The 16424-nt window shown below is 64.2% G+C and carries 12 protein-coding genes and 1 pseudogene; 4 read left to right on the top strand and 9 right to left on the bottom strand.

The genetic code is table 11. The features are described from left to right. Nucleotides 1-93: 93 nt before the first annotated feature. The 4 genes from ACFY9W_RS13085 to ycaC form a co-directional block, all read right to left on the bottom strand. Nucleotides 94-1935, bottom strand: coding sequence for an amidohydrolase family protein (locus ACFY9W_RS13085; protein ID WP_391130800.1), 1842 nt, complete (start codon nucleotides 1933-1935; stop codon nucleotides 94-96). Between the two features lie 377 nt (nucleotides 1936-2312). Next, a complete protein-coding gene (locus ACFY9W_RS13090) occupies nucleotides 2313-3131 on the bottom strand; it encodes an alpha/beta fold hydrolase (RefSeq protein WP_391130735.1) in 819 nt (272 codons plus the stop codon). Nucleotides 3132-3170: 39 nt separating this feature from the next. Next, nucleotides 3171-3479, bottom strand: coding sequence for a hypothetical protein (locus ACFY9W_RS13095; RefSeq protein ID WP_391130738.1), 309 nt, complete (start codon nucleotides 3477-3479; stop codon nucleotides 3171-3173). A gap of 117 nt (nucleotides 3480-3596) precedes the next feature. Beyond that, entirely contained in the window at nucleotides 3597-4226 is a 630-nt protein-coding gene (gene ycaC, locus ACFY9W_RS13100) for an isochorismate family cysteine hydrolase YcaC (RefSeq protein ID WP_009681621.1), read from the bottom strand. A gap of 320 nt (nucleotides 4227-4546) precedes the next feature. Here ycaC and ACFY9W_RS13105 point away from each other — a divergent pair, with 320 nt between their 5' ends. Continuing rightward, nucleotides 4547-5974 carry a mechanosensitive ion channel domain-containing protein gene (locus ACFY9W_RS13105; protein WP_391130742.1) on the top strand — a complete coding sequence of 476 codons (1428 nt, stop codon included), beginning with the start codon at nucleotides 4547-4549 and terminating at the stop codon, nucleotides 5972-5974. Nucleotides 5975-6082: 108 nt separating this feature from the next. On the opposite strand, the gene ACFY9W_RS13110 is transcribed toward ACFY9W_RS13105, so the two are convergent. Both ACFY9W_RS13110 and ACFY9W_RS13115 read right to left on the bottom strand, forming a co-directional pair. Then, complete coding sequence (locus ACFY9W_RS13110) at nucleotides 6083-7369, bottom strand: FAD-dependent oxidoreductase (RefSeq protein ID WP_391130745.1); 1287 nt, start codon at nucleotides 7367-7369, stop codon at nucleotides 6083-6085. A 166-nt stretch (nucleotides 7370-7535) separates the two neighbouring features. Beyond that, on the bottom strand, nucleotides 7536-9026 hold the full coding sequence (locus tag ACFY9W_RS13115) for an aldehyde dehydrogenase family protein (RefSeq protein ID WP_016712672.1): 1491 nt from the start codon (nucleotides 9024-9026) through the stop codon (nucleotides 7536-7538). Between the two features lie 136 nt (nucleotides 9027-9162). On the opposite strand from ACFY9W_RS13115, the gene ACFY9W_RS13120 reads away from it, so the two are divergent. Continuing rightward, the gene (locus ACFY9W_RS13120) at nucleotides 9163-10053 is read left to right on the top strand and encodes a transcriptional regulator GcvA (RefSeq protein ID WP_391130748.1); all 891 of its coding nucleotides are present in this window, start codon (nucleotides 9163-9165) and stop codon (nucleotides 10051-10053) included. Nucleotides 10054-10239: 186 nt separating this feature from the next. Beyond that, a complete protein-coding gene (locus tag ACFY9W_RS13125; protein ID WP_391130751.1) occupies nucleotides 10240-11634 on the top strand; it encodes a 2-oxoadipate dioxygenase/decarboxylase family protein in 1395 nt (464 codons plus the stop codon). 141 nt (nucleotides 11635-11775) lie between these two features. On the opposite strand, the gene ACFY9W_RS13130 is transcribed toward ACFY9W_RS13125, so the two are convergent. The 3 genes and pseudogenes from ACFY9W_RS13130 to ACFY9W_RS13140 all read right to left on the bottom strand — a co-directional run bounded on the left by ACFY9W_RS13130 (nucleotide 11776) and on the right by ACFY9W_RS13140 (nucleotide 14874). Beyond that, nucleotides 11776-12636, bottom strand: coding sequence for a methyl-accepting chemotaxis protein (locus tag ACFY9W_RS13130; RefSeq protein WP_391130803.1), 861 nt, complete (start codon nucleotides 12634-12636; stop codon nucleotides 11776-11778). Next, a pseudogene (locus ACFY9W_RS13135) lies at nucleotides 12631-13674 on the bottom strand (Cache 3/Cache 2 fusion domain-containing protein); the annotation flags it as partial. The gene ACFY9W_RS13130 and the pseudogene ACFY9W_RS13135, both read right to left, overlap by 6 nt. A gap of 273 nt (nucleotides 13675-13947) precedes the next feature. Continuing rightward, the gene (locus ACFY9W_RS13140; protein WP_391130754.1) at nucleotides 13948-14874 is read right to left on the bottom strand and encodes a LysR substrate-binding domain-containing protein; all 927 of its coding nucleotides are present in this window, start codon (nucleotides 14872-14874) and stop codon (nucleotides 13948-13950) included. A gap of 157 nt (nucleotides 14875-15031) precedes the next feature. On the opposite strand from ACFY9W_RS13140, the gene ACFY9W_RS13145 reads away from it, so the two are divergent. Then, the gene (locus ACFY9W_RS13145) at nucleotides 15032-16420 is read left to right on the top strand and encodes a NorM family multidrug efflux MATE transporter (RefSeq protein ID WP_391130757.1); all 1389 of its coding nucleotides are present in this window, start codon (nucleotides 15032-15034) and stop codon (nucleotides 16418-16420) included. Nucleotides 16421-16424: the final 4 nt, after the last annotated feature.

The raw sequence follows: 16424 nt of genomic DNA on the forward strand, positions 1-16424 counted from the left end.
TACCTGTGGGAGCGGGCGAGCCCGCGAAGAGGCCAGCACTGAAAGAACAAAAAAAGGGGCCAAAAAATGGCCCCTTCTTTGTATCAGCTCAGCTTAGAACGCGAAGCACGAGCAACCCAGCGACCCCCAGAAGCCCTGGAAGTCACTCACCGGCACACTCGATTTGCGCGCCTTGTCATGGCTGTGCGCATGCACCCCGCACGGGCCCGAGCACTGGTGCACGGCAGCAGCCAGCGACGGTGTACCCACACGCCAGTGCCCCGGCACCTTGGCCACCGGCGACCACTCCGGCAGCACCGGCACCTGTGGTGGGCCGAGGCGATCGAACTCCCCCGCCGCATACACCACCTTGCCATCGACAATGGTCAGCACCGACTCGATGCCCTTGATCGCCTCTTCATCAACGCTGAAGAAGTCCAGCGACAGCGCCGCCAGGTCAGCCAGCTGGCCCACCTTGATCTGGCCTTTCTTGCCCTGCTCGCTGGAGAACCACGCGCTGCCCTGGGTGAACAGTTGCAGTGCGGTATCGCGGCTCAGCCCTTCGGGGTACAGCTCCATGCCGCCCACGGTCTTGCCGCTGACCAGCCAGTACAGGGAGGTCCATGGGTTGTAGCTGGACACACGGGTAGCATCGGTACCGGCACCAACCGGCACGCCCATGTCGAGCATGCGCTTGATCGGTGGGGTCTGCTCGGCGGCCTTGGCGCCGTAGCGATCAACAAAATACTCGCCCTGGAAGGCCATACGGTCCTGTACGGCGATACCACCGCCCAGGGCGCGCACGCGCTCGATGTTCTGCGGGGTGATGGTTTCGGCATGGTCGAAGAACCACGGCAGGCCGTTGAACGGGATGTCGCGGTTGACCTTCTCGAACACGTCGAGCATGCGCGTGATCGATTCGTTGTAGGTAGCGTGCAGGCGGAACGGCCAGCGCTGCTCGACCAGGTGGCGCACCACCGGCTCCAGCTCTTCTTCCATGGTCTGCGGCAGGTCCGGGCGCGGTTCGAGGAAGTCCTCGAAGTCGGCGGCGGAGAACACCAGCATTTCGCCGGCGCCGTTGTGGCGCAGGAAGTCGGTGCCGCTGTGCAGCTTGACGCTGGAGGTCCACTTCTTGAAGTCGTCCAGCTCTTCCTTGGGCTTCTGGGTGAACAGGTTGTAGGCAATGCGCACGGTCAGCTGGTTGTTGTCGGCCAGCTCCTGGATCACCGAGTAGTCGTCGGGGAAGTTCTGGTAGCCGCCGCCAGCGTCGATGGCACTGGTCAGGCCCAGGCGGTTGAGCTCACGCATGAACTGGCGGGTGGAGTTGACCTGGTATTCCAGCGGCAGCTTCGGCCCTTTGGCCAGGGTGGCGTAGAGGATCATCGCGTTCGGGCGGGCAATCAGCATGCCCGTCGGGTTGCCGAACTTGTCACGCTGGATCTCGCCACCCGGCGGGTTCGGGGTGCTCTTGTCGTAGCCGACAGCCTTGAGCGCGGCGCGGTTGAGCAATGCGCGGTCGTAGAGGTGCAGCAGGAACACCGGAGTATCGGGTGCAGCCTGGTTGATTTCTTCCAGGGTCGGCATGCGTTTTTCGGCGAACTGGAACTCGTTCCAGCCACCCACCACACGTACCCACTGCGGGGTGGGCGTGCGCGCAGCCTGGTCCTTGAGCATGCGCAGGGCATCGGCCACCGACGGTACGCCTTCCCAGCGCAACTCCAGGTTGTAGTTCAGGCCACCGCGGATCAGGTGCAGGTGCGAGTCGTTCAGGCCGGGGATGACCGTGCGCTGCTTGAGGTCGACGAGTTGCGTGGTGGCGCCCTTGTGGGCCATGGCCTCGGCGTCGTTGCCCACGGCGATGAAGCGGCCGTCCTTGATGGCGACGGCGGTAGCGGTGGGCTTTTCGCGGTCAACGGTGTGCAGTTTGCCGTTGAACAGAATCAGGTCGGCGGTCATGGAACCTCCTTGGGTGGATGCGTGAGCGGAACCGGCTTGGCCGGTGAAAGGCAATGCAGACCAGAGCGCACCGGCAGCACCGAGCACGGTGCTGGTGGCGAGGAACTGGCGACGGGTCTTGTCGTTGCGGTCCTGGGACATGGGGTTCTCCGTCTCTCGGTGCGGCGGCGGCAGGCGCAACTGCGAAGCATGCCGGTTGGTGCAGTGCCAGGGCTTGGATGGATGTGCGGTGGGTTGTAGAAGGTTAGCCCTGATCAGGTTTTGTGTTGCCCGGGCCGGCCTCTTCGCGGGCTTGCCCGCTCCCACAGGGAAATCACAGGTTTCGAGTGCTGTGCAGTACCTGTGGGAGCGGGCGAGCCCGCGAATGCCTCCCACAGTTACTGCTGGAGGAACGCCAGCAAATCCTCATTAAGCTGCTGCGCATGGGTCACCGCAAACCCGTGCGGCGCCCCGGCATACACCTTCAACTCAGCCCCACGAATCAGTTCCGCCGCCTGCTTGCCAGTGGTCTCGAACGGCACGATCTGGTCGTCATCACCATGAATCACCAGCGTCGGCACATCGACCTTGGCCATGTCCGGGCGGAAGTCGGTTTCGGAGAACGCCGTCACGCAATCCAGGGTGCCTTTGATCGACGCCATCAGCGCAATGTTCAGGGTCTGGGCCTGCACCCCTTGGGACACTTGCTGCCCATGGTTGATGCCATAGAACGGCGCGGCGAAATCGGCGATGAACTGCGCGCGATCGGCACGCAGGCCAGCGCGGATACCTTCGAACACCGACAGGTCGACGCCCTCGGGGTTATCGTCACGCTTGCCGAACACCGGCGTCACTGCGCCCAGCAGCACCAGCCCGGCGACCCGCTCACTGCCGTGGCGGGCGATGTAGCGGCTGACGTCACCGCCACCCATGGAGAAGCCCACCAGGGTCACGTCGCGCAGGTCGAGGTGCTCGATCAGCTGGGCAATGTCATCGGCAAAGGTGTCGTAGTCGTAACCGTTCCACGGCTGGCTCGACCGCCCGAAGCCCCGGCGGTCGAAGGCGATGGCGCGGTAGCCGCGGCTGGCCAGGAACTCCATCTGCGAATCCCACATGTCGGCATCCAGCGGCCAGCCGTGGCTGAACAGCACGGGCTTGCCACTGCCCCAGTCCTTGAAATAAATCGACGTGCCATCACGGGTAACGAAGGTGCTCATAACGGTATCTCCTTGAAAGTGTCGAGGTGAAGGCGTGGCTCAGCCGCGCAGCCAGTTGGCGCAGCGGCGGGTTACCCAAGGCATGATGTAGAACACCACGGGCAGGATGACGAACAGGTTGACGATGAGGTTGCCGGTGATCGGCCCCCCCAGCTGCGGGAAGCGGGCGAACAACGGCGCCAGCAGTTGCGGAATGACCATGGTCATCGGGCAGATCACCAGGTAGGTCAGCAGCGCCTGCTTCCAGCGCGGCGGTTGCGCGGCCGGGGTGCCCGGGGTGGTATCAAGAACCTGGTGTTGCAGGCATACGGTCACTACTTCGCGGTTGTCTTGGAGTGCGGTGTTCATCGGCGTTCCTTGGGATGAGCTTGCCCGCATCCACTGTGCAACGGTGAACGGGCGGAGGATTGGATGGGTGTGCTGCCCTTGGCGGGCACCGACTGGCGGTGCCCGCGGCGGTTGGGCTTACTTGTTGGCGTTGAAGGCGTTGTAGCTGGTCATCAGGTTGCGGTAGTCCGGGATGTGGTTGGAGCACAGTGCGGCCAGGCCTTCGATGTCGTTGCGCCAGTCGCGGTGCAGCTCACAGGCCACGCCGAACCAGGTCATCAGTTGGGCGCCGGCGCGGCTCATACGGTCGTGGGCGGCGTCGCGGGTCATGGCGTTGAAGGTGCCGGAGGCATCGGTGACCACGAACACGTCGAACTCTTCTTCCAGTGCAGCCAGTGCCGGGAAGGCTACGCACACTTCGGTGACCACGCCGGCGATGATCAGCTGCTTCTTGCCGGTGGCTTTCACCGCCTTGACGAAGTCTTCGTTGTCCCAGGCGTTGATCTGGCCTGGGCGGGCGATGTAGGGGGCGTCCGGGAACAGTGCTTTGAGTTCCGGTACCAGCGGGCCGTTGGGGCCTTGCTCGAAGCTGGTGGTGAGGATGGTTGGCAGGTTGAAGAACTTGGCCAGGTCGGCCAGAGCCAGCACGTTGTTCTTGAACGCGTCTGGTTCGATGTCGCGGACCAGCGACAGCAGGCCAGCCTGGTGGTCGACCAGCAGTACGGCGGCGTCGTCTTTGTTCAGGCGGTTGTATTTGAAGTTGGTCATGGGGGTAGCTCCTAAGGGTTTTGATTTTCAGTAAGTTGGGTGTTTCGCGTTGATGGGAGAAGATTAAAACCATCACCTTTGGAGCGGTAGATAGTGGTTTTTGGCTTTAGCGTTCTGTTTTAGGAACGATGGATTGGCGCTGGATTTGCTGGCCTCTTCGCGGGCTTGCCCGCTCCCACAGGGACCGCGCTGGATTTGAATGCTGTGTAATCCCTGTGGGAGCGGGCGAGCCCGCGAAGAGGCCAGCACAGGCCCCATTGCCTGCAACAGCAACCTGCTCTATTACTACCCACAGCCCTCCCCTCACCCCCGAGACCACCATGCTGGCGTTCATCCAGTCGTCCCCGTTGTTGCTCGGTACCGCCCTGATCCTGCTCGACCTCGTGCTCTGGCAAGTCATCCCTCTCCAGCGCCGCGCCTGGCACATCGGCACGCGGCTGGTCATCTTCCTGCTGTTCAGCTCGGTGCTGGTGGCTGCTGGCATGAGCCCGCTGCAACCGCCGCCCTGGCCCGACGATGTCTCGCGCAACCTGATGGCCACCGTGCTGAGCATCGGCTGGTGGCTGTTTGGCGCACGCACGGTCACGGTGGTGTTCGGCCTGCTGCTGGTGGCCCGTGGCAGCCATGGCGGGCGGTTGTTGCAGGATGTGCTGGGGGCGTTGATCTTCCTGGCCGCCGTGGTGGCTGCCGCAGGCTATGTGTTGCAGTTGCCGGTGAAAGGCCTGCTGGCGACATCGGGGGTAATGGCCATCGTCATCGGCCTGGCGTTGCAGAGCACCCTGGCCGATGTGTTCAGCGGCATCATCCTGAACACCACGCGGCCGTACCAGATTGGCGACTCGATCTCTATCGACGGCACCGAAGGCAAGGTGCTGGAAATCGACTGGCGCGCCACGCGCCTGTTGACCGGCACCGGCAGCTTGGCGGTAATCCCCAACTCGGTGGCGGCCAAGGCCCGGCTGCTCAACCACAGCCGACCGGCCGATGTGCATGGGGTGTCCATCAGCGTGGTGGTGCCGGCCAAGGTGCGGCCCAAGCGGGTATTCGATGCACTGGAAAAAGCCTTGCAGGGCGTCAGCGCCATTCTTGCCACGCCCAAACCGAAGGTGACGGTAAAGGCTTCAATGCTGGAGTCCGTGGAGTACGAGGCCAGTGGCTTCGTAGCGGACGCGGGCGTAAAGGGCGATGCGCGCAACCAGTTGTTCGACCTTGCCCACCGGCACCTGGAGGCCAGCGGGGTAATGTGGAACGTCGACCTGGCCATACCCCCGCGCAGCCGCCAGCGCGAAGTGCTGGACGAAGTGCGGGTGTTCCGCTCGTTGAGCGCCGAGGAGCGCGATGCGCTCAGCCAGCGCATGACCGCCGTGGAGTACCTGGCGGATCAGGTGATTCTGGAGGTGGGCGAGCATTCCGAGCATTTGCTGGTGATTGGCAGCGGCGTGGTCTCGGCGTCGGTGCGCGATGGCGACAAGCTGCTGGAAGCCGGGCGCATGGGGCCGGGCGAGGTGCTGGGGATTGAGGGGATCATCGATGAGGATGACTCGTTTGCCGAATTCCGGACATTGACCAGTTGCGTGCTGTACCGGATCGACAAGGAGCAGGTGAAGAGTTGCCTGGTGCAGCGTGGCGATGTGCAGACGGCGCTGAGCAAGTTGCAGCGGTTCCGGCGCCAGAGCCGGGAATCGTTGTTGCTGCAGAAGCCGGCCTTGATCAAGAAGGGTGGCTTCCTAAGCTGGTTGCACAAGTAAGCCTGTACTGGCCTCTTCGCGGGCTCGCCCGCTCCCACAGGGATCGCGTAATGTCGACATCCTGCGCGGTACCTGTGGGAGCGGGCATGCCCGCGAAGAGGCCGGCGCTTACAACACAACTCTCAAGCATTGCCCCGCGTGGTACAGCGAGAAGCCGGACTCGTAGAACGCGGTGCGCAGCGAAGGCGCGCTCACACCATTCATCGGCGAGAACGGTATCGGCAGGCTATCAGCCTCGCCCTTCAGGAGGAACTCGGCAAACGCCCGGCCAATCACGGTGCCGGTGGTATTCCCCCGCCCGTTGTACCCGGTCACCGCCACCAGCCCCGGCGCCGGCTCGAACAGGCGCATCAGGTGGTCGGGGGTGAAGTCGATGCAGCCGGTCCAGTGCATCTCCCACTCGACCTTGCCCAGCTCCGGGTAGTAGTGGCTCTGGATCCGGTCGGCCCAGCTGCGCACGAACCACGCCGGCTTGTTGTCGACCCGGCCCAGGCTGCCGAGCAGCAGGCGGCCCTGGTCGTCGCGGCGGATGCTGCTGAGCACGGTACGGGTGTCCCACGAGCCTTGGCCGTGTGGCAGCACCTTGTCGGCCGCAGCGCCCTGTAGCGGCTTGGACGCCACCTGGTAGTAATACCCACGGAAGAACTGCTTCTGCAGGTTGCTCCAGTCGCCTTCGGTGTAGGCGCCGGTGGAAATCACCACCTTGTCGGCGCGCACCGAACCGCGTGCGGTCTTCACCCGCCAGGCATCGCCATCACGCTCCAGGCCTTCGACCGAAGACTGCTGGAACAGCTTGCCGCCCAGGCGTGCCACGGCAGCAGCCAGGCCCTGGGTGTAGCCCATGGGGTTGATGGTGCCGGCGCGGCGGTCGAGCAGCGCGGCGGAAATCTTGTTGGTACCGCAGTATTCCTGGCACTGGGCGCCGGTCAGCAGCTCGACGTCGGCACCACGGCGGCGCCATTGTTCGTGCCGGGCTTCGAGGTCGGCGATGCCGGTGGCGTTGTGCGCCATGTGCAGCGTGCCTTTGTGCTGGGCCTGGCAGTCGATGCCCAGGCGCTCGATCATGGCGAACACTTCCGCCGGGGCTTCGCCGAGCACCTTGTTCAGGCGGCTGCCCTGCTTCTGGCCGAGGGTGGCCTCGACGTCGTCGGGGCGGATCCAGGTGCCGGCGTTGACCAGGCCGACGTTGCGCCCGGAGCCGCCGTGGCCGATCTTCCAGGCCTCCAGCAGGATCACCGACTTGCCCTGTTCGAGCAGGTGGATGGCCGCCGACAGGCCGGTAATACCGCCACCGATCACGCAGACATCGGCCTTGTGCTCACCGGCCAGGGCCTGGGCGGCAACGGTCGGTTTGCTGACGAATTCCCACAAGCATTCTTGACGCAGTTCGGACATGGCCCGGCTCCAGCAATTTGTTCTTGTTGGGGCTGCCTTGCAGCCCATTCGCGGGCACGCCCGCTCCCACAGGGACCACACAGACCTCAAAGGCAGTGGAGATCCTGTGGGAGCGGGCGTGCCCGCGAACCGGGGGCGAGGCCCCCGGCCATGCAGCATCAATCGATCAGTCGAACACGATACCCTGCGCCAGCGGCAGCTCGCGCGAGTAGTTCACGGTGTTGGTCTGGCGACGCATGTAGCCTTTCCACGCATCCGAACCCGACTCACGGCCACCGCCAGTCTCTTTCTCGCCACCGAACGCACCGCCGATCTCGGCGCCGCTGGTGCCGATGTTGACGTTGGCGATGCCGCAGTCGCTGCCCGAGGCACTCTGGAAGCGCTCGGCCTCGCGAATGTCGGTAGTGAAGATGCACGACGACAGGCCTTGTGGCACTTCGTTGTTCAGGCGCAGGGCCTCTTCGAAGTCGTCGTAGGCCAGCACGTACAAGATCGGGGCGAAGGTTTCGTGGCGCACCACGTCGCTCTGCGCAGGCATTTCGGCAATGGCTGGCGACACGTAGTAAGCGTTCGGGTATTGGTCGGCCAGCTGACGCTCGCCACCAAACACCTGGCCACCTTCGTCGCGGGCCTTGGCCAGCGCGCCCTGCATGGCGTCGAACGACAGCTTGTCGATCAGCGGGCCGACCAGGTTGTCCTTGCGTGGGTCACCGATGCGCACTTTGCCGTAGGCCGCTTTGACGCGGGCAACCACTTCGTCCTTGATCGAGCGGTGCACGATAAGGCGACGCAGGGTGGTGCAACGCTGGCCAGCAGTACCGACAGCCGAGAACAGGATGCCGCGCACGGCCAGGTCCAGGTCGGCACTCGGGGCCAGGATCATGGCGTTGTTGCCGCCCAGTTCGAGGATGCTGCGGCCGAAACGGGCAGCCACACGTGGGCCCACTTCGCGGCCCATGCGGGTGCTGCCGGTGGCGCTGACCAGCGGCACGCGCGGGTCATCGACCATGGCTTCGCCGGCTTCACGGCCGCCGATGACCAGTTGTGCCAGGCCAGCCGGGGCGTCGCCGAAGGCTTTCAGGGCTTTTTCGAACAGCGCCTGGCAAGCCAGGGCGGTAAGCGGGGTTTTCTCGGACGGCTTCCACACCACCGAGTTACCGGCCACCAGGGCCAGGGCGGTGTTCCAGGCCCAGACCGCGACCGGGAAGTTGAAGGCGCTGATCACGCCGACCACGCCCAGCGGGTGCCAGGTTTCACGCATGTGGTGGCCCGGGCGCTCGGAGGCGATGGTCAGGCCGTACAGCTGGCGCGACAGGCCAACGGCAAAGTCGCAGATGTCGATCATTTCCTGCACTTCGCCCAGGCCTTCCTGGGTGATCTTGCCGGCTTCGATCGATACCAGCTCGCCCAGGTCGGCCTTGTGCTCACGCAGCACTTCGCCAAACAGGCGCACCAGCTCGCCACGGCGCGGGGCCGGTACAGTGCGCCAGGCCTCGAAGGCGCTTTGGGCCTGGTCGATACGGGCGATGGTCTCGGCTTTGCCGAGCAGTTTCACCGAGGCGATCTGGCTGCCGTCGATCGGCGTGTGAACAGGGTAGTCGCCCTGGGTGTAAGCCTCGGCGGCAACGCCAAGGCGCTCGAGCAATCCAGCAACCATTAGTGCATCTCCTACATCGGGTGATGGGGTGGAAAAATGATGTGGATCAGTATTAATCCGATCACATAGGTACAACAAACGACCTTTATTCCGCATATCATTCCGTCAGGTAATGATTTGAGCCGCAGAGACCGCTATGTCCAAACGCCTGGTGCCTTCCATGACCGCGCTGCAATGCTTTGAGGCTGCAGCCCGCCACTTGAGCTTCACCCGTGCCGCCGAAGAGCTGCACCTGACCCAGAGTGCGGTCAGCAAGCAGGTGGCGCAGCTTGAAGACATGCTGCGCCACCACCTGTTCCTGCGCATCCGCCGGCGCCTGCAACTGACGCCGGCCGGTAGCCTGTACCTGGCCGAGGTCAACAAGATCCTCACCCAGGTGGACATGTCCAGCCGCTACGTACTCACCTACGGCGAGCAGACCGAGATATTGAAGGTAGCCACTCAACCGAGTTTTGGCGTGCGCTGGTTGATCCCGCACCTGAAGGGTTTTGGCAAACGTCACACCAATATCCACCTGGACATTCGCAACGAGATGGAGCCGTTTGCCCTGTTGCAGGGCTCGGCGGACGTGGTGTTCTTCTATGGCCAGGGGACCTGGCCTGGGGCTACCTGCGTGGAGCTGTTCCGCGAAGAGGTGGTGCCGGTGTGCGCGCCGGAGCTGCTGGCCGGGCGTGAGCTGGCTGGTGCCGAGGAGCTGGCCGATCTGGTGCTGCTACAAAGCACGTCGCGGCCGGAGGCCTGGCATGAGTGGTTCCTGGAGCAGGACCTGCAGAGCGTCAGTGCCTACCACGGGCCGCGCTTCGATACGTTCTATATGGCATTGAGTGCGGCGCAGGCCGGGTGTGGGGTGGCGTTGGTGCCGCGTTATCTGGCGGCGAAAGAGTTGGCCGAGGGGAGTTTGGTGGTGCCTTGGAACCATGCGATGCGCAGCGCCGGGGCGCATTACCTGGCGTATGCCGAGCATGCGGCGGAGGTGCCCAAGGTACGGGCGTTGGTGGAATGGATTCACGAGCAGTTGCAGGCTTGAGGGCCTCTTCGCGGGCACGCCCACTCCCACAGAGGCGTTGCGCGGTCCCTGTGGGAGCGGGCGTGCCCGCGAAAGGCCCCTTGAGGTCGATCAAAAAAGGAATGACACACTCACTTTTTTTCGCTTGTGAGCCAAGTGCATTCCCAGCTTTCATGTAAGCGTCCGAACCCAACCAGGAAGCTAGCGATGCCCGCCCACGATTTCGTCAGCCCAGACAGCATTCGCGCGCAGTTCTCTGCCGCCATGTCGCTCATGTACAAACAGGAAGTGCCGCTCTACGGCACGCTGCTGGAGCTGGTGAGCGAAATCAACCAGCAGGTCATGGCCCAGCAACCCAAGGTTGCCGAGGCCCTGCGCTGGACCGGCGAAATCGAACGCCTCGACCACGAACGCCATGGCGCCATCCGCGTCGGCACTGCCGAAGAACTGGCCACCATCGCCCGCCTGTTCGCGGTCATGGGCATGCAGCCAGTCGGCTACTACGACCTAAGCTCCGCCGGGGTGCCGGTGCATTCCACCGCCTTCCGCGCCGTGCACGAGCAATCGCTGCACATCAGCCCGTTCCGGGTGTTCACCTCGCTGCTGCGCCTGGAACTGATCGACAACCTGCAACTGCGCGAGCTGGCCCAGAGCATCCTCGCCAAGCGCCAGATCTTCACCAGCCGTGCCCTCGAACTGATCGCCCAATGCGAGCGCGATGGCGGCCTGAACGCGGCAGATGCCGAAGCGTTCGTGCAGGAAGCGTTGCACACTTTCCGCTGGCACCATGACGCTACCGTCACCGCCGAGCAGTACCAGCAGCTGCACGACCAGCACCGCCTGATCGCCGACGTGGTGGCCTTCAAGGGCCCGCATATCAACCACCTGACCCCGCGCACCCTGGACATCGATGCGATCCAGCTCGGCATGCCGGCCAAGGGCATCCCGCCGAAGGCCGTGGTCGAAGGCCCGCCCACCCGCCGCCACCCGATCCTGCTGCGCCAGACCAGCTTCAAGGCCTTGCAGGAAAAAGTCGCGTTCAGCGACCAGCAAGGCAGCGAAGGCAGCCATACCGCGCGCTTTGGCGAGATCGAACAACGTGGCGCGGCCCTGACGCCGAAAGGTCGCCAGCTGTACGACAAGCTGCTCGACGCCACCCGCGCTGCCTTGGGTGGCGCACCGGCCGAGGCGAATGCCGAGCGTTACATGGCGCTGCTGAAAGACACCTTTGCCGAATTCCCCGACGACCTGGCGCAGATGCGTGAGCAGGGCCTGGCGTACTTCCGTTACTTCGCCACCGAAAAAGGCCTGGCTGCTCGTGACCAGGAAGGCCGCCCGACTACCCTGCAAGGGCTGATCGAGGCTGGCCATGTGCACTTCGAGGCGTTGGTATACGAGGATTTCCTGCCAGTGAGCGCGGCGGGGATCTTCCAGTCCAACCTGGGCGACGATGCGCAGGCCGAGTACGGCAGCAATGCCAACCGCGATGCGTTTGAAGTGGCGCTGGGGCTGCAGGTGCAGGATGAGCTGGCGCTGTATGCGCAGAGCGAGCGGCGTTCGTTGCAGGCATGTGCGCAGGCGTTGAACCTGGGTTCGATGTAAGGCTGGATATCGCCGGGGGCGCTTTGCGCCCCATTCGCGGGCATGCCCGCTCCCACAGGTACAGCGCAAGCCTCGGCGTTGAGGTGATCCTGTGGGAGCGGGCGTGCCCGCGAATGGGCCGCAGGGCGGCCCCCTGCGGTATCAGCGAAAACGATCGACTTCCTGCCGTAACTGCGCCGCCAGCCCTTCCAGCTCTCGCGCAGTAAAGGCCAGTTCATTGGCCACCTCGCGCTGCTCGCCGTTGGCCTGGGCAATGCTCTGCAAATTACGGCTGAGTACAGTCGCAGTGCTGCTCTGCTCCTGAGTCGCCGTACTGATCACCGCAAACTGCTCACCCGCCGCACGGCTTTGCTCGTCGATACGCGCCAGCGCCTCTGCCACCTTGTCGTTACGCTCCAGGCCTTCCTGCATCAGCTGGTTACCCTGCTCCAGCGTAGTGATGGCGTGCCCGGTCTGCTGCTGGATGCTGGTGATCATGCCGGAGATCTCATCCGTAGCCTGGCGGGTTCGCGCCGCCAGCCCACGCACCTCATCAGCCACCACCGCAAAGCCTCGCCCCTGTTCACCGGCACGGGCAGCCTCGATGGCAGCATTCAACGCCAGCAGGTTGGTCTGTTCGGCGATCGCGGTAATGACGCTGATGATGCCGCCGATTTCTTGCGAACGTGCGCCCAGGTTGTCCATCACCGTGGCCGTGCCGCCGAGGGCATCGGCAATCTGCTTCAGCGAGCGCGAAGCCTCATCCATGGCGTTGCGGCCGATACGGGTCTGCTGGGCGTTGTCCCGGGCCATGCGCTCGGTACCCGCCATGTTGTCGGCGATGTTCATCGAGGTGGCGCTGAACTCCTCCACCGCACCGGCCATGCTGGTGATTTCGCCGGACTGCTGGTCCATGCCCTCGCAGGCGCCAGCAGACAGGCCGGACAGCGAACGGGCGCGGGTGCTTACCTGTTCGGAGGCGCTGCGAATGTGTTCGACCATCGTCGACAATGCCTCGCCCATCTTGTTGAAGCTGCGGGCCAACTGCCCGATTTCGTCATGGCTGGTCACACTCAGCCGTGCGTTCAGATCACCGGCCCCAAGCGCCTCGGCCTGACGTACCAAGTCGTCCAGCGGGCGCAACTTGCGCCGCAGCAACCAAAGCGTGGCAGCCACGGCCAGGACCATGGCCAGCAAGCTGCCGATGACCAGGCGCAGACCAACGCTCCAGGTTACCTCGCGGATTTCCGCCATTGGCATGCTCGCAACCACCGTCCAGGGGCCTTCGGCAAAGGGTGCAGTGGCACTGTACAACTGCTGCTCGGCATTGGCCGGCGGTACCAGCCATTGGCCTTTTTCGTCCTGAAGGGCCAACGAACCCGTCTGGCCGATGCGGAAGCGCTTGAGGTTGGCGAACTGCGCGTTCTGCGCGTCGGTGTAGTCGAAGCCCACGAACAGCACGGCGATCACCCGGCCATTGCTGTCGCTCACCGGCACATAACGGGTCATGTAGTTGCGCTCGAACAGCACCGCGCGGCCAACGTACATCTGCCCGGCCAGCAGCTTGAGGTAGGCCGGGTGCTGGCGATCGAGCTGGGTGCCGATGGCGCGGCTGCCGTCCTGCTTCTTCAGGTTGGTACTGATGCGCACGAAGTCGTCACCGCTACGCACGAACAACGTGGCAATCCCGGCGGTCATCTGCTGGAATTCGTCAACCTGCTGGAAGTCGTTGTTCAGCAAGTGGTCGCCCAGGTACAAGGCCGGTGTCGCCTGGCCGGCGACCTGCACGGTCTCGCCGGCATGCAGCGACAGGCCTGAAGCGAAGCGGCGCTCGAACAGGCCACTGAGGCGCTGGGTATTGTCCTTGAGCGAGCCGTGGAACGTGTCGAGCTGGTCGGCCAGCAAGCGCGCTTCACTGGCCAGGTGGGCCTGGCGCGTGGCGAGGTTGGCATCGTCCAGCGAACGCAGGGCGAACAGGGTACTGCCGGAAATGACCAGCGCCAGCACGATGGCGAGGGCGACACCGAGCTGCGAGGCGATGCGGGCACGCGGTTGAGACATGGGGAAGCTCCTGGCAAGAGGCCGGGATCGTCCTGATCACGCTGACCGCCCGCTTTAGATCGACGGGAAGCGCGCCCTCTTCCGGGACGCTGGTGCCAGTATCGGCGTCGCGGGCGAATACTTGAGTGTTGGGCCGGGGTATACGCAAACGTTTTCTATTGCCTGTTCCGGCCCTTTCGCGGGCACGCCCGCTCCCACAGTTACTGCACCACTCCAGAGCCTGCGGTAATCCTGTGGGAGCGGGCGAGCCCGCGAAGAGGCCGGGACAGGCCATCAAAGAGGCGGCAGGATTTCCACATCCGGCAGATCCATGGCCGCCACCTCCTGCTCAAGAAACGCACTCAACCGCCGCAACCGCTCCCCTCCGCGCCGAGTACGCGGCCACACCAGGTAGTAATCCATGCCGCTGGGCACCGCCGTCGGCCAGGGCAGGCTAAGGCGCTTTTGCGCCACATCCTCGGCCACCATCAGCAAATCGCCCATGGAAATCCCGTAGCCACGCGCCGCCGCAATCATGCCCAGCTCCAGGGTATCGAATACCTGCCCGCCCTTGAGCGACACCTTGTCACTCAGGCCCATGCGCTCCAGCCATTCGCGCCAGTCGCGCTTGTCCACGGTGGGGTGCAGCAACTCGATGCCGGCCAACCGGCACACGTCCCAGGGCTCTTCATCGAGCAGGTCCGGTGCACCAACCGGAATCAGCAGCTCCGGGAACAGCTTGCGCACCTCCCAGTCCGCCGGGAACACCCCGTCGCTGAGCAACACCGCGCAATCGAACGGCTCCTGGTTGAAGTCCACATGGTCGACGTCCATCCAGGCGCTGGTCAGTTGCACCTCGTTGCCCGGCTGCAAGTGGCGAAAGCGGCTCAGGCACGCCAGCAACCAGCGCATGGTCAGGGTCGAAGGCGCCTTCATGCGCAGGATGTCGTCTTCACCACACAAGGTTTCGCAGGCCCGCTCGAACGCGGCGAAGCCCTCACGCACCCCCGGCAGCAACACCCGACCGGCTTCGGTCAACTGCAGGCTGCGGCCGCTGCGCACGAACAGGCGGCAGGCAAAATGCTCTTCCAGGGTACGGATGTGCCGGCTGATAGCGCTTTGAGTGATCGACAGCTCTTCGCCGGCACGGGTGAAGGAACTGAGCCGTGCGGCAGCTTCGAATGCGCGCAGGGCATACAGCGGTGGTAGCTGGCGTGGCATCAGGCACCTGCAATATGGGCGTGAGAGGCGAATCATCAAGGAGCATATATGCATGAGTTCAACTCATGCCAACTATCGCTTTTATCCTTTTGTGCAAAGTTGACCGAAGCCTCAGAATCGCGCTTCGTTCATCACCCCAGGAAGAAGGACCGCCCCCATGCACGTTGCGCCCACTACCGAACTCAAGGCTTTGCTGCGCCTGGCCGGGCCGCTGATTGCCTCGCAGTTGGCGCACATGCTGATGGTACTGACCGACACCCTGATGATGGCCCGTATCAGCCCGCAGGCCCTGGCCGGTGGCGGTTTGGGCGCGGCCAGCTATTCGTTCGTGTCGATCTTCTGCCTGGGCGTGATCGCCGCGGTCGGCACCCTGGTGGCAATCCGCAAAGGCGCCAACGATATCGAAGGGGCCACCCGCCTGGCACAGAACGGCCTTTGGCTGGCCTGGGGCCTGGCGCTGTTCGCGGCGCTGGTGCTGTGGAACCTTGAGCCGGTACTGCTGCTGTTCGGGCAACAGCCCGAAAACGTGGCCTCGGCCGCCGAATTCCTTACCCTGCTGCCGCTGGCCCTGCCCGGCTACCTGACCTTCATGGCGTTGCGCGGCTTCACCAGCGCGCTGGGCCGCTCGACCCCGGTAATGGTGATCAGCCTGGTCGGCACGGTGCTGAACTATCTGTTCAACGTGGCGCTGATCGAAGGCATGTTCGGCCTGCCCAAGCTGGGCCTGATGGGCATCGGCCTGGTCACTGCGGTGGTGTCGATGGGCATGGCCGTCGCCCTGGCGCTGTATATCCGCTGGCACCCGGCCTATGCCGCCTACCCCTTGCGCAAGGGCCTGTCGCGCCCATCGCTGCCGGCCCTGCGTGAGCTGTGGCGGCTGGGCCTGCCGATTGGCGGTACCTATATGGTGGAAGTGGGCCTGTTCGCCTTTGCCGCCCTGTGCATGGGGGTACTGGGCAGTACCGAATTGGCGGCGCACCAGATCGCTTTGCAGATCGTGTCCACGGCGTTCATGGTACCGACTGGCTTGTCGTATGCGGTGACCATGCGCGTGGGGCTGTACTACGGCGCCGGTAACCTGCTGGCGGCGCGCAGCGCCGGGCGGGTAGGCATCGGCTTCGGGGCGATGATCATGTTTGCCTTTGCGGCGCTGTTCCTGCTGCTGCCAGAAGCGCTGGTGGGGCTGTTCATCGACCGGAATGACCCTGGCTTTGCAGCCATCTACCAACTGGCGGTGCAATTGTTGATGGTGGCAGCCTGGTTCGAACTGTTCGATGGCATGCAGACCATTGCCATGGGCTCCATACGCGGGCTGAAGGACGCCAAGACCACCTTCCTGATCGGGCTGTGCTGCTATTGGCTGGTGGGGGCGCCGAGTGCCTGGCTGTTCGCGTTCAACCTGGGCGGTGGGGCGGTCGGGATCTGGTGGGGGTTGGCGCTGGGGCTGGCGTGTGCGGCGGTGGCGCTGACCTTTGGCTTTGAGTGGCGAATGAAGCGGTTGATGAGGAAGGCTGGGGTGCCTGAAAGGGCTGCGGTGTCTGTGTGATTTT

Source organism: Pseudomonas sp. NPDC008258, assembly GCF_042956345.1.
GTDB lineage: Bacteria > Pseudomonadota > Gammaproteobacteria > Pseudomonadales > Pseudomonadaceae > Aquipseudomonas.